Annotated in this window: 16 protein-coding genes; 4 read left to right on the plus strand and 12 right to left on the minus strand. The window is 68.7% G+C overall.

Features of this window, described 5'->3' with window-relative positions; all coding sequences use genetic code 11:
- Positions 1-13 precede the first annotated feature (13 nt).
- The 4 genes from ACZK4S_RS06050 (at position 14) to ettA (ending at position 6,488) form a co-directional block, all read left to right on the plus strand.
- Complete coding sequence (locus ACZK4S_RS06050; protein WP_463643697.1) at positions 14-1,411, plus strand: PrsW family intramembrane metalloprotease; 1,398 nt, start codon at positions 14-16, stop codon at positions 1,409-1,411.
- Positions 1,408-3,129, plus strand: coding sequence for a GTPase family protein (locus tag ACZK4S_RS06055; protein ID WP_463643698.1), 1,722 nt, complete (start codon positions 1,408-1,410; stop codon positions 3,127-3,129). The genes ACZK4S_RS06050 and ACZK4S_RS06055 overlap by 4 nt, the downstream gene beginning before the upstream one ends.
- Positions 3,129-4,739 (plus strand): GTPase, encoded by a 1,611-nt coding sequence (locus tag ACZK4S_RS06060; RefSeq protein ID WP_463643699.1) that lies wholly within the window; start codon positions 3,129-3,131, stop codon positions 4,737-4,739. Before ACZK4S_RS06055 ends, ACZK4S_RS06060 begins: the two co-directional genes overlap by 1 nt.
- 69 nt (positions 4,740-4,808) lie before the next feature.
- Positions 4,809-6,488: an energy-dependent translational throttle protein EttA gene (gene ettA / locus ACZK4S_RS06065; RefSeq protein WP_076060493.1), complete on the plus strand. Its 1,680-nt coding sequence runs from the start codon at positions 4,809-4,811 to the stop codon at positions 6,486-6,488.
- 41 nt (positions 6,489-6,529) lie between these two features.
- On the opposite strand, the gene ACZK4S_RS06070 is transcribed toward ettA, so the two are convergent.
- The 12 genes from ACZK4S_RS06070 to pstC all read right to left on the minus strand — a co-directional run bounded on the left by ACZK4S_RS06070 (position 6,530) and on the right by pstC (position 22,055).
- Positions 6,530-7,081 (minus strand): hypothetical protein, encoded by a 552-nt coding sequence (locus ACZK4S_RS06070; RefSeq protein WP_463643701.1) that lies wholly within the window; start codon positions 7,079-7,081, stop codon positions 6,530-6,532.
- Positions 7,082-7,086: 5 nt separating this feature from the next.
- A complete protein-coding gene (locus tag ACZK4S_RS06075) occupies positions 7,087-8,004 on the minus strand; it encodes a lytic transglycosylase domain-containing protein (RefSeq protein ID WP_463643702.1) in 918 nt (305 codons plus the stop codon).
- Positions 8,001-8,777 (minus strand): phosphate ABC transporter ATP-binding protein PstB, encoded by a 777-nt coding sequence (gene pstB / locus ACZK4S_RS06080; RefSeq protein ID WP_463643836.1) that lies wholly within the window; start codon positions 8,775-8,777, stop codon positions 8,001-8,003. Before pstB ends, ACZK4S_RS06075 begins: the two co-directional genes overlap by 4 nt.
- 326 nt (positions 8,778-9,103) lie before the next feature.
- Positions 9,104-9,952: a sortase gene (locus ACZK4S_RS06085; RefSeq protein WP_463643703.1), complete on the minus strand. Its 849-nt coding sequence runs from the start codon at positions 9,950-9,952 to the stop codon at positions 9,104-9,106.
- Positions 9,953-10,119: 167 nt separating this feature from the next.
- Positions 10,120-11,052, minus strand: a complete 933-nt coding sequence (locus ACZK4S_RS06090; protein WP_463643704.1) for a magnesium and cobalt transport protein CorA — start codon at positions 11,050-11,052, stop codon at positions 10,120-10,122.
- The gene (locus ACZK4S_RS06095; RefSeq protein ID WP_463643705.1) at positions 11,049-12,152 is read right to left on the minus strand and encodes a COG1361 family protein; all 1,104 of its coding nucleotides are present in this window, start codon (positions 12,150-12,152) and stop codon (positions 11,049-11,051) included. Before ACZK4S_RS06095 ends, ACZK4S_RS06090 begins: the two co-directional genes overlap by 4 nt.
- A 121-nt stretch (positions 12,153-12,273) precedes the next feature.
- Positions 12,274-13,974 carry an Ig-like domain-containing protein gene (locus ACZK4S_RS06100; RefSeq protein ID WP_463643706.1) on the minus strand — a complete coding sequence of 567 codons (1,701 nt, stop codon included), beginning with the start codon at positions 13,972-13,974 and terminating at the stop codon, positions 12,274-12,276.
- 24 nt (positions 13,975-13,998) lie between these two features.
- Positions 13,999-15,117 (minus strand): hypothetical protein, encoded by a 1,119-nt coding sequence (locus ACZK4S_RS06105; protein WP_463643707.1) that lies wholly within the window; start codon positions 15,115-15,117, stop codon positions 13,999-14,001.
- Positions 15,118-15,232: 115 nt separating this feature from the next.
- Entirely contained in the window at positions 15,233-17,974 is a 2,742-nt protein-coding gene (locus ACZK4S_RS06110; RefSeq protein ID WP_463643708.1) for a type 2 periplasmic-binding domain-containing protein, read from the minus strand.
- Entirely contained in the window at positions 17,961-19,724 is a 1,764-nt protein-coding gene (pstS, locus tag ACZK4S_RS06115; protein WP_463643709.1) for a phosphate ABC transporter substrate-binding protein PstS, read from the minus strand. The genes ACZK4S_RS06110 and pstS overlap by 14 nt, the downstream gene beginning before the upstream one ends.
- A complete protein-coding gene (gene pstA, locus ACZK4S_RS06120) occupies positions 19,721-20,977 on the minus strand; it encodes a phosphate ABC transporter permease PstA (RefSeq protein WP_463643710.1) in 1,257 nt (418 codons plus the stop codon). The genes pstS and pstA overlap by 4 nt, the downstream gene beginning before the upstream one ends.
- Positions 20,970-22,055 (minus strand): phosphate ABC transporter permease subunit PstC, encoded by a 1,086-nt coding sequence (pstC, locus tag ACZK4S_RS06125; RefSeq protein ID WP_463643711.1) that lies wholly within the window; start codon positions 22,053-22,055, stop codon positions 20,970-20,972. Before pstC ends, pstA begins: the two co-directional genes overlap by 8 nt.
- Between the last annotated feature and the right edge of the window lie 46 nt (positions 22,056-22,101).

Below are 22,101 nucleotides of genomic sequence, written 5' to 3' on the forward strand. Positions count from 1 at the left end.
GTCTGGGCGCACTATGAGTACAGCGCAGATCAGCCAGCCCACAACGCGCGGCCGTTGGCTGAACGGCCTGCCGCAGGACGGGCCCAGGCGCCCCTGGTACCTGCGGCTCCTGCGCAGCCCACTGTTCTGGTTGGCGCTGATCCTGTTCCCGCTGTACTTCTGGGCGCTCTACGACCAGTACTGGATGCTCCATCCCGAGCAGACGTTCGAGGACGGCACCCGCTCGCTGGGCATCAGCAACGAGGCCCTCAAGCTCGGTGCCTACTGGGCCATGTGGACCGGCCTCGCGTACACGACGCTGTTCATCCTGCTCGACCGGTTCCGGGCTTCGAGCCCCGTCGTCTGGTTACTGGCGCTCGGCTGGGGAGCCTGCGCCTCCACCTGGTTCTCCATCCACGTCAACACCTGGATGGGCCAGGCCATGGCCACCACCCAGGCCAACTCCGACGCGGGGTCGCGCGCCGCGATCTTCTCTGCTCCGTTCGTGGAGGAGTTCGCCAAGGCCACCATCCTGGTGCTGCTGGTGATTCTCTGGCGCAACAAGATCGTGTCGCGGCTCTCCATCATCACGCTCGCCGGGCTGTCCGCCGTCGGCTTCGCGTTCACCGAGAACATCATCTACTACGGCCGCGTCTGGATGCAGGCCACGCACGACATCACCATCGCGGAACCCGCGGAGTCTTTCATGGAACTGGTGATGCTGCGCGGCGTCTATACCTCGTTCGGCCACCCGCTGTTCACGATGATGACCGCCGCGGGCCTCGCGATCGGGCTGGGCGCCCGCTCGAAGTGGGTCCGGGTCATGGCGCCGGTGGGCGGCTACCTGCTCGCCTGCGCGGGCCACATGCTGTTCAACGGCCTGTCGTCCACCAACTCCATCGACAACCTCATGATCCAGTGGTACATGGCGCTGGGTCTGGTGGCCGTGATCGTCATCTCCCTGATCGTCAGCATCATCGGCAATGCGCAGATCATCCGGGCCCGCCTGGGCGACTACCAGCACGCCGGCTGGCTCACCGAGCGCGACGTCGAGCTCTACGGCCGCCCCCTCCGCCGCGCCAAGCTGCTGCTCTACGCCCTGTTCCGCGGCCCCCGCATCTGGTGGCGCACCTCGAAGCTGGTGCGTCGCGTCACGGAACTGGCGTACCTGCGCAACGCCATGACGCGCGGCCTCGTCTCGGAGGCCGGCGACGACCGCGCCCACCAACTGATCACAGAGATCCACTCGCTCCAGCAGATCACCTTCAGCGACTACGCGGGCCAGCCGATGATCCCGCCGCGCAAGAAGAAGGCCAGCGAACTGCCCCCGCCACCCGAAGCCGGGCCTGGTGGGCCGCTCACCAGTAACTATGCCCAACCCGTCGCGCCCGGCCCGGCCGGCGTCGGCGGCAACTATCCTGTGCGTTCATGAGCGGATCCCAGAAGCTCGTCGACGCCTTCCACCTACTCGACGCCACGTTGCCGTCGGCGCAGTTCCCGCTTCCCCTCGACGGTGCCGAATCCCTGCGTAGTCTCGCGGGTTCGCTGGCGCACCAGGTCCGCGACTACCTGCTGCCGCGCGCCTCCCGGCTCGACGCGCCGCTGCTCGCCGTGGTCGGCGGCTCCACGGGCGCAGGCAAGTCCACCATCGTGAACTCGCTCCTCCGGGCCGAGGTGACGCGCCCGGGTGTGCTGCGCCCGACGACGAAGTCGCCTGTGTTGATCTGCCACCCCGACGACGAGGAGTGGTTCCGCTCCGACAAGGTGTTGCCCGGGCTGGTGCGCACCGACACCCAACTCCACGACTCCCGGGCGCTGCACATCGTCGCGTTCCCCGACCTGCCCCCGGGCCTGGCTCTGCTCGACGCACCCGACATCGATTCGGTCGACGACGCCAACCGGGCGCTGGCCCGCCAACTCCTCCTCGCGGCAGACCTCTGGGTCTTCGTCACCTCCGCCGCCCGCTACGCCGACGCCGTGCCCTGGGACTACCTCCACCAGGCGCAGGAGCGCAACACGATGCTGGCGGTGGTCGTCAACCGCTGCCCACCGGGCGCGATCGCCCAGGTGGCCGGGCACCTCGCCCAGATGCTCGCCGAGCGTGGCCTGGCGTCGGCCAAGCTGTTCGCCATCGTCGAGCGCGCCCTGGGGCACGACGGGATGCTCCCGCTGCCTGATGTGGGCGGGTTGCGGCAGTGGCTGGGGCAGCTCGCCTCGCAGACCGAGGCCCGGGCGCAGGTGGCGGTGCAGTCGCTGGCCGGCTCCGTGCGCTCGCTGGACCCGCAGCTCCACGAACTCATCGGCGGCATCCACCGCCAGAACGAGGCCATCGAGGAGCTGCGCGAACAATCCGTCAGCACCTACCGCCAGGCCGTCGTCGACGTCGCCGAGGCCGCTGGCGACGGCACCATGCTGCGCGGTGAGATCCTCAGCCGCTGGCAGGACCTCGTCGGCACCGGCGAGTTCATGCGCTCCATCGAGGAGCGCATCAGCGCCTTCCGCGACCGCCTCACCGGCTGGTTCCGCGGCGAACCCGAGGTGCGCGCCGTCGAGGTCGCCATCTCCGACAACCTCGCCGCCGTCCTCCAGGAGAAGGGCCAGTGGGCCGCGGAACAGGTGGCCGTCAAGTGGTCACGCACCCGCTGGGGCCGCGACATCATCGTCGCCGAGCCCGGCCTCGCCCACCCGTCGCCGGATTTCGGCGCCGCGGCCACCGCCGCCATCCGCGCCTGGCAGTCCGACGTGATGCGCCTCGTCGAGGAGCAGGGCCGCGGTAAACGCATGAAGGCCCGCTTCCTCGCGCTGGGCACCAACATCCTCGCGCTGGCCCTGATGATCGTCGTGTTCGCCGCCACCGGCGGACTCACCGGCGCTGAGGTGGGCATCGCCGGCGGTGCCTCGGTGCTCGCCCAGCGACTGCTCGAAGCCGTCTTCGGCGAAGGCGCCGTCCGGAAGCTCGCCGAACAGGCCCAGGCAGACCTCGAGGCCCGCGTCCAGGGCGTGCTGTCCGTCGAACTCTCGCGCTACGGCGCCATCCTCGATTCGCTCGCGGTCGACGACGGCGCCACCGCCCAACTGGAGAGCGCCGCCGTCACCCTCCGGGACGCCGCGCGCAGCGCGTTCGACGACCTGACCGCCCCGGAGCTGTGATGTCACTGATCGCCGACCACCTCGCAGCACTCACCGAGGTCCTCGACCTCGCGCAGGGCCGCATCCCAGCCGAGGCGGAGGCGCGCGCCCGCGCCGTCCTGGCGCACGCCCCCCGCAGGCTGGCCGCCGGCGCCCAGACCGTCGTCGCCATCGCGGGCGCCACCGGATCCGGCAAGTCCAGCCTCTTCAACGCCCTCACCGGCACCCGCCTGGCAGAGCAGGGCCCCCGCAGGCCCACGACGGCGCTCACCATGGCCGCCAGCTTCTCCGCCACCAACAGCCGCCTGCTGGACCTGCTGGCGGTGGCGCGCCGCCACGAGGTGGAGCCGCCCGCAGACGGCATGCAGGACCTGATCCTGCTCGACCTGCCGGACCACGACTCCACCGCCACGGCCCACCGCGACGAGGTGGACCGCCTCGTGGCGCTCGTCGACCAGTTCATCTGGGTGCTCGACCCCCAGAAGTACGCCGACGCAGCCCTCCACCAGCGCTACCTGCGGCCGTTGGCCAGGCACCGCGAGGTCATCACGGTGGTGCTGAACCAGGCCGACAAGCTGTCTCCCGAGGACCTGGCGCGCTGCCTCGCGCACATCCGCCGGCTGTTGGACGACGACGGGCTGCACGACGTGCCCATCCTCGCCACGTCGGCGGTCACCGGCATGGGGATCGACGACCTCCGGGGCCGCCTGGCGAAGCTGGCCACCGGGAAGCGCGCAACGACCACCCGGCTCCAGGCAGACGCCGCCGTCGCCGCCCGGGAACTCGACGCGGCCATGGGCCGCGCCGTCACCCGCGGCGTGAGCAAGGACACCGTCCAGCGGCTCAACGCCCAACTGTCCGCCGCGGCGGGGGTGCCCATCGTGGTCGACGCGGTGCGCAACTCGGTGAAGCACCGGGGTCGCCTGGCCACGGGCTGGCCGCTGGTGAAGTGGATCGGCGGGTTGAAGCCGGATCCGTTGAAGCGGCTGCGCCTCGGGGCGAAGCGCGGCGCGGCACCGGCTGAGCTGGAACCGCAGGGCGGGCTGACGCGCAGCTCGCTGCCGGCGCGCTCGGCCGCGGCGTCGTCGCACCTCTCCACTGGCCTGCGTGGCCTCGCCAACGAACTCGGCGACGGTATGCCCCCCGGCTGGCGCGACGCCATCAGCCGCGCGGTGCACACGTCGGAGGCGACGCTGCCGGACCAGCTCGACCGCGCCGTCGTCGCCACCGACCTCAAGGTGGACCGCACGCCCGTGTGGTGGCAGCTGATCAGGGCCCTGCAGTGGGTACTGATCGTCGCCGTCGTGGCGGGTGCCCTGTGGTTGACGCTCAACGTGGTGCTGAGCTACTTCGGTCTGCCGAAGGTGGACGTGTATCCCATGGGCCCCGACGGCGGGCTCCAACTGCCGGTGCCCACGCTGATGGTGATCGGCGGGGTGGTGGCCGGGATCGTGCTGTCGGCCCTGTCCGGCCTCGCGATCAGCGCCGCCGCGAAGGGCGCGGCCAAGCGCGCGAGGAAGGCGCTCAACGCGTCGGTGGCGGAGGTGGGCAGCGAGCACGTCGTGGCCCCCGCCGAGGCGGAGGTCCAGCGCTACGTGCAGGCCCGCTCCGCCCTGGATCGGCTCAGCTAGCGTTTCTGGGTTGTCCGCATTCCCGCATAGACTGGCCCGCGGTCCGTTACGAAGGGAAAACCGATACACGTGGCTGAGTTCATCTACAGCATGCAGAACGTCCGGAAGACCGCCGGTGAAAAGGTCATTTTGGATAACGTCACCCTCTACTTCCTGCCAGGCGCCAAAATCGGTGTCGTCGGTCCGAACGGAGCCGGCAAGTCCACCCTCCTGAAGGTGATGGCGGGCCTCGAGCGGCCCAACAACGGTGAAGCCGCCCTCAAGAAGGACGCCACCGTCGGGATCCTGCTCCAGGAGCCCCCCCTCGACGAGGACAAGACCGTCATCGAGAACGTCGAACTGGCCGTCGCCGAAACCAAGGCGATGATGGACCGGTTCAACGAGATCGGCGCCCTGATGGGCGAGCCGGACGCAGATTTCGACAAGCTCCTCGAAGAGATGGGCACTCTCCAGACGGAGCTCGACCACCGCGAGGCGTGGGAGCTCGACTCCAAGTTGCAGCAGGCCATGGACGCGCTCCAGTGCCCGCCGCCGGACGCCCCGGTCAACGTGCTCTCCGGTGGCGAGCGACGCCGCGTGGCGCTGTGCAAGCTGCTGCTCGAAGAGCCCGATCTACTGCTCCTCGATGAGCCCACCAACCACCTCGACGCCGAATCCGTCGACTGGCTGGAGAAGCACCTCAAGAACTACCCGGGCGCCGTCCTGGCGGTCACGCACGACCGCTACTTCCTCGACAACGTCGCAGAGTGGATCTGTGAGATCGACCGGGGCCGCCTGCACCCGTACGAGGGCAACTACTCCACCTACCTGCAGAGCAAGCGTGAGCGCCTGCAGATCGAGGGCAAGAAGGACGCCAAGCGCGCCAAGATCCTCGAAAAGGAACTCGAGTGGGTGCGCTCCAACCCGAAGGCCCGCCAAGCCAAGAGCAAGTCCCGCCTGGCCCGCTACGAGGAACTGGCGGCCGAGGCCGAGCGGGGTCGCGCCGTCGACCTGTCCGAGATCAACATCCCGCCGGGCCCGCGCCTGGGCTCCGTCGTCCTCGAGGTGCGCAACCTCAAGAAGGGCTTCGGCGATCGGGTGCTGATCGACGGCCTGTCCTTCACCCTGCCGCGCGCCGGCATCGTCGGCATCATCGGCCCCAACGGCGTCGGCAAGACCACGCTGTTCAAGACCATCACCGGCCAGGAGGAAGCTGATTCCGGCACGGTGAAGGTGGGCGAGACCGTGAAGTTCAGCTACGTCGACCAGGGCCGCTCGGGCATCGACCCGAAGAAGAACGTGTGGGAGGTCGTCTCCGACGGGCTCGACCACATCAAGGTCGCGAACTTCGAGATGCCGTCGCGCGCCTACGTCGCGTCGTTCGGTTTCAAGGGCCCGGACCAGCAGAAGCTGGCCGGCGTGCTGTCCGGTGGTGAGCGCAACCGCCTCAACCTGGCGCTGACACTGAAGCAGGGCGGCAACGTCCTCCTGCTCGACGAGCCCACCAACGACCTGGACGTGGAGACGCTGCAGTCGCTCGAAGACGCGCTGCTCGACTTCCCCGGCTGCGCCGTGGTGATCTCCCACGACCGCTGGTTCCTGGACCGTGTCGCCACGCACATCCTGGCGTGGGAGGGCACCGACGAGGATCCGGCCAACTGGTTCTGGTACGAGGGCAACTTCGCCGACTACGAGGTCAACAAGGTCGAGCGACTCGGCCCCATGGCGTCGCGCCCGAAGTCGACGGCCCACCGCCGCCTCACCCGCTGATCGCAGGTTGAGCCGGGCTCAGCGACGAGTCGCGGCCCGGCTCAACCGACCACGTCAACGCCCTGTCGGCGCAATGCGCGCCACAGGGCGTTTTCTATTGAGGCGTCCGCGCGGCGCCAGAGGCGGGCGCTCACCAGCAGCACTTCGTCGTCCGATACCAGCCAGATGGCGTTGTGGTGCGTCACCGGATCCTGGACGCGGACGGTCCGCAGCGCGTCGGCGTTGGCCAGCAACGCGGCGGCGTCGGCGCGGGCCTCGTCCTCCGTCGGGAAGGCGCGGGCGCTGAGCCCCAACGTCAACTGGTTGGGTGCCACGATGGCCCAGGCGAACCCGCCCTGCCGCCCGTTGGTGTCGAGGCTGAATTCTTCGGCCACGTCGAACCAGGTCTCCGCGCGGGAGCGGGCGTGGGCTGCCAGTTCGCCAGGGGTTTCCTGATCTGCGGGCTGAAGTTGGAGCACATGCTGACAGATCGCCGCACGGCCCAGGTACTGCCTCCGGTCATGCGCGGCATCCAACATCCGAACGGCCGACGGCAGCACCCGTCCTTTGCGCTTCCCGGGGCGTCTGGGCTGGGCGGGACGGTCAACGGCCACGGCGCTCACCGAGCCCCCGCCCGTTCTGCGTAGGCGTTGGCGGTCTCGGCGACCGTGCGCACGTAGCTGTCCAGGCGGTTGTAGCTGAAGATCGCATCGCGCCAGCCTTCGGCTGAGGTCATCGGGCCGGAGTGGCAGAGGTAGCGGGCGGCGGCCAGCGCCGCGTCGTCGATCTGGTTGGGGTCCGCGTACCCGTCACCGTTGCCGTCCGCGCCCCACTCCGCCCAGGTGGACGGGATGAACTGCATGGGGCCGACGGCGCGGTCCCAGACGGTGTCGCCGTCCCAGGCCCCGCCGTCGGTGTCGACGATGGCCTTCACGCCGTCGCCGTTGAGGGCGATGCCGCGGATGGGGGGAGCGGGGTAGCCGTTGTCGCCGAGCTGTGAGCTGCGGAAGAAGCCGTGCTGCGACTCCACCCAACCGATGCCCGCCAGCGTGTTCCACGCCAGACCGCATTCGGGCTGCTCGGCCGCGGCGGCGAGGGTCGCGGCACCGTAGGCCACCAGCGCGCGCCGCGGGATGCCCGTCTGGGCGGCGGTGCGATCTGCCCACGCGGGGTCCACCCCGCCGGGCCGTGGCGCCTGCGCAGGCTGCACCGGCTCGTCGCCGACTACCGGCTCCGCGATGACGGGTTCCGCGACGACCGGTTCCGGCACCGCGGGCGCCGCAGGAAGGGGAGCGGGCTGGGGCTCCGGCTGCTGCTGACCGGCGCCGGCCTGGGGCCTGGGTGCGGGCTGCGGCACGTAGGCGGGATGGCCGACGCGGCCCTGGGCTGCGGAGAGCTGCGAAAGTCCCCAGCCGCTGAACAGCGCGGCGAGCACGAGGAGGCACACCGTCGCGGACAGCACGCGGTAGCCCCAGGTGCGCCACCAGGGTTCCTGCCAGTGCTCCTCGGAGTCGATGGCGTGGGTGCCGTTGATCATCCGAAGCGCCCGTTGACGTAGTCGTTGGTGCGCGGGTCCTGCGGGTTGCTGAACATCGCGTCGGTGTCGCCGTGCTCGACAATCACGCCCGGGGTGCCCTGCGAGGCGAGGAAGAACGCGCACTGCTGGGAGACGCGCTGGGCCTGCTGCATGTTGTGGGTCACGATGACGATCGTGACCTCCTTCTGCAGCTCCGCCATGGTTTCCTCGATGACACGGGTGGAGGTTGGGTCGAGCGCGGAACACGGTTCGTCCATCAGCAGCACCTTGGGCTTGATGGCCAGCGAGCGGGCGATGCACAGGCGCTGCTGCTGGCCGCCGGACAGGCCGCCACCGGGGGCGCGGAGCCGGGTGCGGACCTCCTTCCAGAGGCCCGCCGAGGTCAGCGACCGCTCGACGAGCTCGTCCTTGGTCTCCTTCGAGGCCTTCACGCCGGTGAGCTTCAGCCCGGCCACCACGTTGTCGTAGATGCTCATCGCCGGAAAGGGGTTGGGCTTCTGGAAGACCATGCCGATGTGCTTGCGCGCGTCCTGGAGCTTCTTGCGGCGGTCGTAGATGTCGTCGCCGTCGAGCAGCACCTCGCCGGCCAGCGAGGCCGACGGCACCAGTTCGTGCATCCGGTTGAGGATGCGCAGGAACGTGGACTTGCCGCAGCCCGACGGGCCGATCAGCGCCGTCACCTGGCCCGCGTGCATGGTGAGGGAGACCTGCTCGAGCACCTTGTGTTCGCCGAACCAGGCCGAGATGTTGTTGGCCGTGAGCGTCGACAGCACCTTGCTCGGCCGGGCGACGGCGGCGGGTGCCTGCATCTCCGGCCGGGCAGGAGCGGAGTTGGGTGACGGGGACGCGGCCCGGGCCGGCGTCTGGCCGATGGGCCGGGCGAAGGAGCCCACCACGGAGTCGACCTCCTCGCGCGAGGCGGTTACCGGCGGCATCACGGTGGTGTCGAGGATCGCGTCGTGCTGCGCGGTCAGCTCCTGGAGCTCCTCATCGGGGTCCTTCGTCCAGGGTGACGGCCCGGTGAAGTCCTGGTGCTCCGGCGGGATGATCTTGGTGGCGTCGATCGGGTCGTCGCTCATGTCAGTGGCTCGATTCATGGCTACAGGAGGTTGGGTAGGAGTTTGACGATCTGGGAACACGTGAGGATGCCGAGGAACAGGAAGACGGGCATCGCGACAATCCACGTCTTGCTGGGGCCGACACGGCGCCAGGTGTAGACCGCGACGATCTCCGCAGCGACGAGGCCCTGGAGGCAGAACACCAGCGCCCAGACGGTGGAGAGGTCGCCTGCCAGTTCCTTGTCCTCGAGCGGGAGGGTGCGGAACGTCGTGTCGCGCAGGCCGGGCGTCTGCACGGGGGTGACCAGTTTGGCGTCGACCCTGGTGAGACCCACCGGCATGTAGGGGAAACCGCGGGTGGTCATGAGGGTGAGGCGCGCCTCGCCGCGCGTGATCGGGGGCGGGGCGAGGTCTCCCGCCTGCCGCACGCCGATCACCTCGTAGATGTGTTCGCCCTGGCCGGTGACGACGCTGATGGTCTCGCCCGGGGCGAGTTCCTGGATCCGCGAGAACGGGGCGCCGTACGACGACCCTCGGCCCATCAGCACGCTGACGCCTGCCTGGCCCGGCAGGCTGGTGTCACGACGGTGGCCTGGGCCGGCCATCAGGGTGCCGGAGTTCGTTCCTTCGACGACGATCTCGTCGACCCCGATCGTCGGGATCTCGATCCTCGCGACGGGTTCACCGTCGTAGAGGAGGACGTCTTCGAAGTTGCCCTCGCTGACGGGCGCGGTGCCGAGCGCCAGTTGTTCGGCGAAGGTCTGGCGCAGCTGGTGCTGCGACACGATGTGCTGGAGGTGGCTCAGCAGGAGGATGTTGGCGAGGAAGCCGACGAGCACCACCAGAATCATCACGAGCAGGCCGCGGATCATGAGCTCCCGGGCCGCCATGGGCGGTCGGGGCGGTGGCGGCAGGCGCTTCGGCGGGCGGGGCGGCACGGGCCCTGCCGGGGCCGGCCCCGGCCTACCGCGCCGCGGCTTCCGGGGGAGAGGGGACGGGGATACCGGCGGAGCAGCAAACTTCGGCTTCTTCGCGACGGCACCTACGCTCAGCTGGGTCACCCGGCGACCCCCGGCGACAGCGACGCCCCGGCGACCATGCGGACGAGGCGCGGGCCGAAGCTGATGGCGGAGACGGCGAGGCCGGCGCCGCCCAGGAGGTACCAGGGGATGAAGAACACCCACTGGTCGCGCTTCACGGGGGACAGTTCGGTGTCGCCGAGCTTCTCGGGCGGGGTGAACACGCTCTCCGCCTTCACCAGGGTCCACTGGCCCAGCCCCGTCATTGCCGCGGCGACCTCGCGCACCTCGTCGGGCTCCAGGTCCTTGATCTCGACGGCCATCTCGGGGCCGAGCTGGTTGCCGAAGAGGTTGAGCATGCGGAAGGTGGCCGACGCGTCAACCGTGGCGTTCGACGCGTTGCGCACTGTGAAGCGCATCGTGTGGGTGCCGCCCCACGGGTTGAGGCTCAGCTCCGTGTTCCCCGCTAGCCCACTCACGTAGAGCAGGCCGCCGATGGAGACCTCTTCCTCCTTCTCCGGCGGCACTGAGGCCGCGGGAGTGGTGGGCACAGGCGAGGCGGAGTCGGTGCTGTCAGGGGCGTTGTCTTGCGTAGAGTTCGAGTTGCGCGTCCGGATGGGTTTGGACGGCCGCGTGGTGCGGCTGTCCGACCGGGACGTTTGCCTGGCGGTGGGCGTCGCCCGTGGCGTGACTGACGGGCCGCCGGTGTGGGTGGGCGGCACCGTCGACGGCTTGGCGCTGGCGGTATGGGTCACTGACGGCTTGCCCGTCGGCTTGGGCTTGGCGGTGCCGGACGGCGACGGTGAAGGGCTGGGCGTGGTCTCCAGCACCCAGACCGAGATGCCGCTGCCGTCGCCCGTCCCCTCGGCTACCGCTACGGAGCCGGGATGCCCAAGAACGGCCGCCTGGACGACGGCCACCGCCAGTGCGGCGAGGACCACCGTCAGGACGCGTCCGAAGGGAAAGTTCATGAGTTGGTGCCGCTCTCGACGAGTTGAGCCTCAGCCGAATGCGCCTGGTCCGTGGCCTCCTGGGCCTTGCGGGCGGCTTCGGCCTCGGTGTAGGCGATCCATTCGGCGGCGCGCTTGGCGTCTGCCTTCCGGCGCCAGCGCCACCAGACGATGCCGCCGATGATCAGGAGCAGCGGAATCACGGCGAGCAGCGGCAGTGCCCAGACGAACGCCTCGCGCTCGACGACGGGAAGCGTGGGCGGCAGGAGGGCGTCGCCGTCGGTCTGCGTCTGGAGCAGCCACTTGACGTTGGCGAAGCCGACGGAAGGCACATCTTCCAGAGTGAAGTCGACGGTGCGGGTGTTGCCCGGCAGCACCTCGTCGAGGACCTCGAAGGTCTCCTGGCCGACGGGCACGCCGAACCACGTGGTGCCGGAGAGGGTGACACGGCCCGACAGGGCGATGTTGCCGTTGTTGCTGACCGTGGCGGTGCCGGTGATGGAGCCGTCGAACGGGTTGAGGTCGCCGGAGTGAGCGGCGGAGAAGCTGCTGATGGTCATGTTGGCGACGAGGTCGCCGGCCACCCGCACGTACATTCGGCCCGCCACGCGGTTCTCGCGGCTGATGTCCCCTTCCCGGAATGCCGAGGCCACGATGCCTGCGGGATGATCGCCGGGGGAAGCGGTTGGCGGCACCACGACGGTGAAGGGGATGACCCTGGCCTCCTGAGGTGCGAGCTGGATCTCGACGCGGGGCTGGCCGTCGAAGCTGACCCAGGAACCCGCCTGCTTCGGCTCGTCGTCGGTGTTGAGCAGCGCGAAGTGGCCGGTGTTGTCATTGAATGCATCGGTGGCGAAGACCGTCAGTGTCAGGGGAGTATTGCCCGCGTTGGCGATTCGCACCTGATCCTTGATCTCCTGACCCGGCTCCACCTGATAGCTGAATCGCGTGCGCTCCGTGATGACGCCCTTGGGGTCGACGGGGTTGAGCGCGATTCCGATGGTCTCGTCGGCGCCCGGCGCAGGGTCCTCGGCGCGTGCAGTGGGTGCGAAGGCCAGAAGGGCAGCAAGACCTAGGGCCGCGAGGATGCGGGAGGTGGTGGGGACCAGAGCGTTCATCATGGTGCTTTCGATGAGGGGGTGGAGTACGGAGGGGGTGCCGGGGCGATGCTCGCCCCGGCACCCGGGTTTCCTGCTCGTGAGGGTGCGCGGTCGGGCCCTCAGCGGAGGACCCGACCGATCATCACTTGGAGACGAGGGTCAGGGTCAGGGTGGAGGAGTACTTGCCCTTCTTCGAGCCTTCCGGCGCGTCGAAGGTCAGGTCCGCGTTCATGACGGTGGATTCGGAGTAGGTACCGGCGGCTGCCTCAGCGAACGTCGAGGCGTAGGTAGCGGTGCCAGGCTGCTGATCCGCGCCGAGGGTAGCGGCAGCGTAGTTGGGTGCATCGACGGCCGCAGGGGCCTGGGTCACGACCAGAGGCTTGAGGCCCAGGGCCGCAGCAACGATGCGGTCGGTGCCGTTGGCGTGGACGAACTCGTTGACGTTCGTGGTCAGGGTCCAGCCCTCGAGGGTGAGGTAGCGCTGGTCGATGACCTCGATCTCGCCGAGCTTGCCGGTGGAGCGGGACTTGCCGTTGACCAGCTGGCCCAGGGTCAGCTCGTTGGCCTTGATGGTGCGGTCGACGAGGATGAAGTCACCGTTGCCCTGGACGTTGGCGATCAGATCAGCGGATGCCGACTGGCCGGCCGGCACGTTGATCCTTGCCCAGCCGAGCACGTTGCCGGCGTTGTCGGCGAGCACGAAGTCGACGTCGCCGGTCAGGTTGAGGCCCTGGTAGGAGGCAGTGACGACGCCATCCGTGACGACGCGCTCACCGAGCGAGACGTAAGCGGTGCCGTTGTAGGCCCACACGTTCACCGACGAAGCGGAGGTGGTGATGTTGAGGGAGACCGTGTTGGTCTTCGGGTCAGCCGTACCGGTAACGCCGTTGGAGTTGGTGGCGTCCAGGGTGGCGGTGGGAGCCGCGGCTGAAGAAACGGTTACCGTGACGGCACCTTCGGAGCCGTTGTAGGCAGCGTCGCTGGGGGTGAAGACGGCGCGGAAGTTGTGCGTGCCCTCGGCCAGTGCAGAGGTGGTGATCGTGGCGGAGCCACCAGCGACGGCCTGCGTGCCCACGGAGATCTCACCGTTGTAGAAGGTGACGTTGCCGGTGACTGCAGACGAGTCAGAGGCAGCGACGGTGGCCGTGAGGTCGACGATGTCACCGACGAAGGCCGAGGAGGCCGACGAGATGAGGGAGGTCGTCGTGGTAATCGCGGCGGGACCCTCAAGGGCCATTGGAGACACTGTCATGTTGCCCGTACCAGCCTCGATGATGACCTCACGGTAGGTCGCACCGACGACGGTGACGCCGTTATTGATGGTGTAGGCCACGCCGAGCCAGTACGAGCCGCCAGCCGCGATGTCGTCGGCGATGCCGCCGGGACCCATGTTGACGCTGTCCAGACCCATGAAAGGCATCAGCGTGCCGCCGTTGGGGCCTGCGGCGGAGTCAACCGCCCATGCGTTCCAGGTGTTAGTGCCGCCCATCACGTCCGTGGAGTTCTTCTCCGCCAGGAAGCGGTAGATGCCCGTGAACGAGTCGGTGCCCGTGACGGGACGGACTCCATCCACAGGCGCGTTGATCTCTGCCAGGTAGTCAGAAGGGCTGGCTGCGGCATAGAGATCTTCGCTACGCGAGAAAATCCTCGAGGAGACATTGGGGACGGGCTGGAAGTCGGCGTCATACAGGAAGAAGCCACCCTTCGAGCCCTCTGCACTCGAGCCGGCGGGCTGAGGGTTGAGTGGGGCGCCTTCGGCAGCGTTGGCTGACAGGTTTGCGGTGGCGAGTAGGGCCAAGCTCAGTACGCCGGCAACCGCCGCGCGCTTACGATTCATGCTCATTTTCGTCCTTTGTTGTGACGGTGGTCAGCGGAGGTTGGAACGCTGCGGGGTGGTGGTGGAGGGCGCGAGGAAGCCGAACTTCTTCTTCACCGAGCCAGCCTGAACAGGGACGGCGCTCTGGGTATTGCCCAGCTTCTGTCCTGCGGAACTCACAAGGTTGGCGAGGCTGGCGTCGTACTTGGCGTCGCCGACCGTGACTCGCGCGTTCTCGACCACGATGTAGGTGTCGCGACCCCAAGTGTTATTCGCGTAGAAGGCGGCATTCGGCACCATGGCGGTGCCAGCGCCAGTGACAGCCGGGGTACCGGCGATGGGCGAGCCCACCTGGACGCCTGCTCCGCGACGGTCGATGCCGGCGCCGGTGTTCTGCGCAACCCACTGGGCAGCAGACATTGGGGTGACGGCGTTGGACGGGAAGACCGATCCGTCGGAGAGGTTTGCCGTGTCGTGCTCCTGGCCCACCTTGACGCAGGCGCCCAGCGTCGCTTCGGTCAAACCAATCTTGGAGAGCCAATCGGCGCGGGTGCCCGAGCCAGCCTGCGGGATCACAGGAACCACGGTTGCGCCACCGACGGTGGTGATGGAGCAATCGAACAGGCCCTTCAGCGTGGCCTGATCGATGCTGGAGAACGCCGCGTTGGCGCCGCCGGAGTGGGCGTAGGTCAGGGCGTCGCGGCCGAAGGGGATGTACAGCAGCGGACCGGTGGGGTTAGCGTTCGAGCCGGGGCCGGAAGAGGAACGCGCGACGTCCACCTGGCCGGTGATGACGACGTTCGACGGGCCGCCGGGGGTGCCGGAGGTGTAGGGCGCGCCATCGATGGAGCGACTCAGCGCCTTGACACCATCGCCGGAGCCGTTCGGGCGACCGAAGCGAGGACCGTTGGTCTTGGTCTGGATCCAGGTGGAACCGGTGGCGTCGAAGGACCCGACGGTCTGGTCACCGGCGGTCGAGCGAACGGTACCGCCCGAGATGCTCGTGCCGTTGGCCAAGGCGTTCAGGACATCCTGGAGGGTGTCCGAACCCACGACGGCGAAGCTGTTGGAGACGGGCTCCGCAGCGGCGTTGGTGGAGACGACGGTGGACAGGGCGAGGCCGGCGGCCGCGCAGAGCGCGACAGCCTTGGAGACCTTGCTAGACTTCATCGAAAGTGTTTCCTTTCAACACGATGAAGAAAGGACGGCTGCGGTTGCGGCTGTCCCCTCAGGCCGGGAGCGGGCAAGGCTCCCGGCCTGAAGCTTTGTGGGGCGAACCCGCTGCTCACGGCTGCCGCCGGATGCGGGAGATCACGGGAATACCCAGCGCTGCTGCCAGGCCGACCAGACCGGTGGCCGGAACTACAGCGCTGATGGGCCCCAGCGGCGGGTCAGCAGGAGTTTCGGCCCCCACTAGTGCGCCCGCAGGGGCGCCGCTGGCGGCGGGGTCTGCACCGGCAGCGGCGGGTGCGGGGCTGGCTCCGTCAGCAGCCGGAGGCGCGCTCGCCGGATCGCTGGCCGCGGCGAGTGGCGGTTGCGGAAATGGGGGCGGCGTGGTGGCTGAAGTAATGGGCGGTAATGCCCCGGGGGTGGTGCTCGTCGGAGCGGCGCTGGGAGTAGCTGCGGCGGTGGGCCTTGAGACGACACTCGGAGACGGGCTCGCACCGGGTGCAGCAGGCGCCGAAGAAGATGGCTTCGGAGACGCGGTGGGTGTCGGAGTCGGCTTAGGCTGGGGCCACCCGCCCGCGTCGATGGCCGCTGCAGCGGCCAGAGCTTGCTTCCGCCACGCCTCGGGGAGCGGTGCGTAGCCAGGAGGCAGTTGCCCGTCGTAGGTGCCAGGCTGCTGCCCGTGAGTCACTGCGTATTCGATGAGGTCTGAGTAGGCCCCACGCAGTTCCGCGTCGGTCTGCTGCGGGTTCAGCGCGGCATAGACCGGCAACGTCAAAGGGTAGGCCGCCTTCGCGGCCTTCGCCGTGGCCGAAGCGGGGTTGAAGCGCAGCACCTGCCCGTTCCCCCCAGCAGGTTCCATCGCGGCCGCGGCTGCAGCCAGCGCGGGGGAGGAAGGGGCGACGAACTGGCCGGCAGGATTGCGCAACAGGGCGGTGGTGGTCTGGTACTGCTGGGCGGCCGGAGTGGAGCTCAATCCGAGCACATGCTGGCTGCCCGGAAGCTGTCGCTGCGAACTGCCGAACTTCGGTGGGCGCGACAACCTGTCCCAGTCGCCCAGGATCATGCCGTCGCCGCGCAGCACCTTCCGAGCGCCTTCGGCGAAACTGCCGGTGTAGGGGCGCCAGGTGACGAGGTTCACAGCACCGGTCCCGTTGATGGGTTCGGTGTCGGTGTTGTCAGGCCTCTCGATGGGGTCAGCTTTCGGAAACGAGTCGGCCGGGAGCTCCAGAGGAACGCCGCTCGGGTTCAGCTCGGCGTTGGTCGAGTACCAGGGGTTCACCTTCATGCCCCACGGATCGGGCTCACCGTCGAGCCACGCCTTCGCCTCAGGGTCAGCGAGGATGTACTCCCAGACCTGCCGAGCGAGGTCCGAGCGGCCCAACGGCATGAGCGCATCAGCGACAGACATGTCGGTGATGGTCTGCGCGGCCCACTCCGGATCGTTGAACTGGTGGAAATCCGGGTCGTAGACAATGGTGAGTGGGTTGTTGCCGAGATGTTCGACGTCCGTGCGCGTGGGGACAGCGTGGCGATACGAGGCGGTGACCAACTTCGCCAGCAGCCTGGGTGTCAGCTTCATCTGCGGCAAAGGCAATCCACGACGGATGAGGTACTCCTCCTTCGCGTTCTGCGGGTGAGGAGAGGCGTCCACCACGTAGGAGACCGAAACGCCTCCGAGCGCGACGGGGGCGTAGGCCAGCGGATCGCGCTCCCAGCCGAGGTTGTCAACGTCCAAGGGTCGGGACGCGAGGGCCAGCGCGCTGGGCTGCAAGCCGGCAGCGGAGAGCAGCGCGTCGGTCTCCGGCACCTGAGCAAGGGTGAACGGCGAGCCCCCCTCCTGCTTGCACACGACAGGCTGCCAGGAGGCGATGGCGGAAGCCGCGAGTTCGCTGCCGGCCAGCTGACGCTCCTCCGCGCCCAACTGGCAGCGCGAGCCCAGAGGTTTGAAATCCAGTTTCACGGCCAGGTGGTGCTCCCACGCGTCCCACCACAGCCCGGATGTCTGGGCACTGATGTCGACGGCACCGTTGTCTGCACCACCGCGGGGAATGACCACCAACCAGCACGTCGCGCCGGTTTTCGCCTCTTCGGCGCCCACCTGGTTGCCGCAACCCAGGCCGGGGGATTCCATAGCGGTCTGCACCTCGAAGGGAATCGATCCCGAACCGTCCGGCCCGAACGGCGCCCAACTGATCTCGTTGGTGGAGGAGGCGTTGAAGTACCGGTTGGTGGCTAGGTTGACCCAGTCCTTCTCGGGCTTCATCTTCACCGAGCCATCGGTGCCGGCCATCAGGTTGCTGAGCACCTTGTCTGCCGGAGCCAGGGCTTCGTCCACGATCTGCTCTTCGTTCCACGCTACGAACGGCATGGCCGTCCAGTCGCTCCACTGACCCGCAGCGGTGAACCGCTCATCCTGGGGCCTGGTCGATTCTGCTTCGCGGCCACCGTCGCGGCGGGCGCCGTACATGTTCGTGCCGCCGTACTGACAGGTGCGTCGATCCGGATGCCCCGGATTGTCCGGGTCGTCTCCCCAGCACTGCATGATCTGCACGAAATTGGCGCCGCCCACGGAGCCCTGCGGCGGTGAGGACAAGGATCCGCCCGAATACGTGATTCGGATGCCCTGGCCCATCAGGTCCTTCGTCTGGGAGACGGTGACCTGCAGATCCGGGAAGGGGGCATCGTCGGGGCTGAGAGCGTAGCCCCTATTCGTCACGGTGACCGCCGATGACGTCGCAGCGTCATCCGCCGCGGCCTCGCCCGGTGCGGCCAAAGGCACCGTGGCCACGCCGACGGCCAGCAGCGCCAGTGCGGCGGCGAAACGGCGCTTCGCGATGGTCCCGCTAGAGGCCGACACCAGAGCCCCCCTTCAGCTTCGAGCCGACCAGCGGCGGCACCACGACGGCGCCCAGCAGCAGCACCACGGCGGCGATCATCAGCCACTGATCTGTGCCCATGCCCCGCTCGGGGAGCGTGAAGGGGCTGGCCTGGGCGCGCGCCACGGCGCCGTTGCTGCCGGGGACCCCGCCGTCGACGCCGGTGGCCGCGTCGTAGATGACGTTGCCCTCTTCGTCGTACACGGGAACCAATGCAGCGGGGTCGGCCGCAGCCGGGTCGCCGGGCGCCCCTGGCTGGCCCGGGGCGGCGGGATCCACGCCACCCGGGTTGAGCGGTTGGCTCGGGCCACCGGTCTGGCCAGGTGCTGCGGTCTGACCGGGAGCGGGGGTCTGCCCCGGAGCGAGGGTCTGCCCGGGGGCGGGGGCCTGCCCCGGAGCCAGGGTCTGGCCGGGCGCGCCCGGCGCGCTCGGGTTGCCGCCGGGAGCGGTCCCCGGGTTCTGCGCCTCGGGCTTCACCGGGGTGTCAGCCGGGGCGCCGGCGGTGCCGGTGGTGCACTGCGTGGGGCCCTTCTTGTCACAGGGTGCGGGCTGCGGCGCGACCAGCACGAGTTGGTTCTTGCTGGGCGAGTCGCCCGCCTTGAACGTCGGGTTGCGGCAGCCGTTGAAGTCGATGCCGGCGGCTCCGGCGCCCGGGATGCGCTTGATCTGTTCGGAGCCGGCCATCACCAGGTTCATCGGCAGCGGGGAGTAGCCCAGGGTGTCTGCCTGCTGCTGGCCCTCGCACAGCACGTAGCGCAGGAACGCGCCGAGCGTCTTGCCCTTGTTGTCGTCGAAGATGTCGCGGCCGGGCTTCACCTCGGTGGGCACGATCGCGTACGAATAGCTGGAGAGGGGGTAGGCACGCGGGTCGGTGTCGTTGTACACACCGTCGAGGTTCTGCGTGAGGTCGGAGTTGATGCTGGCCTTCGTCAGCGCCACGGCCACCGAGAAGGCGGTGGGCTCGACGTAGTGGCCGCTCTTGTTGAGCACCTTCGCCACGGGGAAGCCGGCCTTCTTGGCGTAGGAGTACTCCACGTAGGTGATGGCACCCTCGCCGTAGTTCTGTGCGACGTAGCCAGACACGCCGTCGGAGCCCTTCTGCGCCTTGGCGTTGCCGAAGCTGGGGTACTGCGAGAGCATGCCCCGGGTCCACAAGCTGGGGTACTGCTTCGACATCCAGAGGGTGAACTGGGCGCTGGTGCCGGAGCCGTCGGAGCGGATCACGGGGGTGACGGCGCGGTCCGGCATCACGAGGCCCGGGTTGTCAGCCACGATCGCCGGGTCGTTCCACTTGACGATCGCGCCGGTGAAGATCTTGGTGATGGTCTCGCCGGAGAGCCGCAGGTTCGTGACCCGCTTGCCGTTGATCTTCAGGTTGTACATGAAGCTGGTGCCACCGGCCACGATGGGCAGGTAGGAGAACGCCACGGGCGGGTTCTCAGGCGCCGAACCGTCTTCCGGGGCCGCCTGGAACGGGATCTCCGAGATGGCGAAGTCGACGGAGCCGTCGATGAAGTCGCGCCGGCCACGGGTGGAGCCGTCGCCGGTGTAGTTGACCGTCATCGAGTAGTTGCGGGCCACGTTGGCGCGCCACTGATCGAGAGCGTTCTGCGACCACGTGGAACCGGTACCCGTGATGGGGTAGAAGCTCTCGGCACGAGCGGTGCCCGCGGGCAGCGTCATCGTCACCATCAGCAGTGCCAGGGTGAGGAAGAGTGCGCGTCGCTTCATGAGGACTCCTTGACGTCGCGGGAGGGGGAGAGGGTGAGGGCCGCGGGCTCGATGACGGTGACCTGCGCCTGCCTTGCGGCGAACCGGGCGACGTCGCGCTTCGACGCGGCCCTGACGGCGCGCGCCTGGCGTGGGGTCAGCTCGCCTGGGCCCCGGCCGCCGAGGGCGCGGGCCACCACGAACAGCACGAGCACCAGCAGCATCAGGACAGCAGCGGTGCCGAAGCCGCGCGCGATCATCGCCGGCTCCGGGGAGCGGACGAAGTCGAACACCTGCAGGGGCAGCGACACCATCGGCCCGCTCAGCGGGTTGTAGTTCATCGCGGCGGTGATACCCGAGGTCAGCAGGACGGGGCTCGTCTCGCCGATGCCGCGGGCCGTGCCGAGGATGACCGAGGTCACCAGCCCGGACTTCGCCGTCGGGAGCACCACGAAGCGCACGGTGTTCCAGCGGGACGTGCCCAGGGCGTAGGAGGCTTCGCGGAGGTTCTGCGGCACCAGGCGCAACACCACATCGGCCGAACGGATGACAACCGGCAGCATCATCACCATGATGGCGATGGAGGCTGCCAGACCGTTGCGCTCGTGCGTGACGCCCTGGATGACTGCGGCGTAGACGAACAGGCCCGCCACGATGGACGGTAGCGCCGTCATGGCGTCGGAGATGGTGCGCACGAACCGGGCGAAGCGGCCACCCACCTCGTTGAGGAACACCGCGGTGCCCACCCCCAGCGGGATGGTGATGGCCAGCGCCATGCTGATCTGGATCAGCGTGCCGACGATGGCGTGCACGATGCCGCCCTGCGTGAGCGGCTCCAGCGGGCCGGACAGCTTCATGGTCTCCGTGAAGAAGTTCAGGTGCTGCAGCGCGTCCGTGCCGCGCAGCAGCGTGTACCCCACGATGAACAGCAGGGAGCTGAACACCAGGAAGCCGGCGCTGCCGAACAGCACGGTCATCACCTTGTCGGCGACATCGAGGCGGTTGTTGTCCAGCGACACCAACAGCGAGTAGAGGAGGAGGAAGCACAGGAACGCCACGACGACCCAGCCGATGTAGCCCGACAGGGGCGCGAACCAGCCGAACAGCAGGGTGGCGAGGGCGAGGGCGCCCGCACCGGCCCCGATCAGGTCGTAGCGTTCGCGGAACGTGGCTCCACGCACCTCGCGACGCGGCCCGTCCTTGCCTTTGGTCACGGCGGGCAGCGACGTGCGGAGCTGCGCCGCGGTTGCGGAGCGGAAGAGCGTGTCAGCCATCCGAATCAGCACCCGACCGGGAACGGGCCACGATGGACGAGGCCGTGAAGTTGATCACGAGTGTCAGCAGGAACAACACGAGGCCGGCCGCCATGAGGGCCGAGAGGCCGAACTCGCTGGCCTCTCCGTAGCGCAGCGCGATCAGTGCGGAGACGGAGTTCGTGCCGGTCTTCAGCACCTGCCAGTTGATGGTGGTGATGGGGCTGATGATCATGTAGACCGCGATGGTCTCGCCCAGCGCGCGCCCGAGCCCCAGCATGACGCCGCCGATGACGCCGCCCTTACCGAACGGCAGCACCACCGCCTGGATCATGCCCCACCGGGTGGAGCCCAGCGCGTAGGCGCCTTCCCGCTCGCCGACGGGGGCGCGGGAGAAGCTCTCGCGCATGATCGCGGTCATCGTCGGCACCACCATGAGACCCACGACGATGCCGGCCAGGAACGCCGACGAGGTGAAGGCACTGGCGTCCGTGAAGGCGACCCCGTCGGCGTCGGTCACCGCAAACATCGGGATCCAGTGGAAGTAGGTGGAGATCCACTCCGACACCGGGATGATCTCTGCCTGGAGGAAGTAGACGCCCCAGAGGCCGAAGATGATGCTGGGCACGGCGGCCATCAGGTCAACCAGCGTCACGAGGAACTGGCGCAGTTGGCCGGAGACCACCTCGGAGAGGAGCAGCGACGTGCCGAGCGAGATGGGCACGCTCACCACCAGCGCGATCAACGCGATGGTGATGGTGCCGAAGAGGATGGCCGCGACGCCGAACTCGCCTGTCTCCGGCGACCACTGCTGCTCCGTGAGGAACCTCACGCCGGTCTTGCTCAGCGCGTCCGCCGCGCGGATGGAGAGGAAGAGCCCGACGGCGAGCATGATCGCCACCGTGATGGCCCCCGCTGCGTACGCCGAGGACCGGAATACCCGATCGACGGTGGACTGGCGCCCGGCGAGCTCGCGACGGCCGCGTCGCTCAGGTTCCGGGGCGGGGGCATCAGGGGTCTTCGGCGTTCGCTCAGGAGACGAGGCGGCAACCTCAGCCTCCTGTGTCAGGAGGGCCGTCAGCCCAACATCCGCGCTCACCGCGTACCCCTTTTCACGATCCCCAAGTGATCCGGGGCTCATGCTT

The organism is Tessaracoccus zhenghani, from assembly GCF_055326325.1.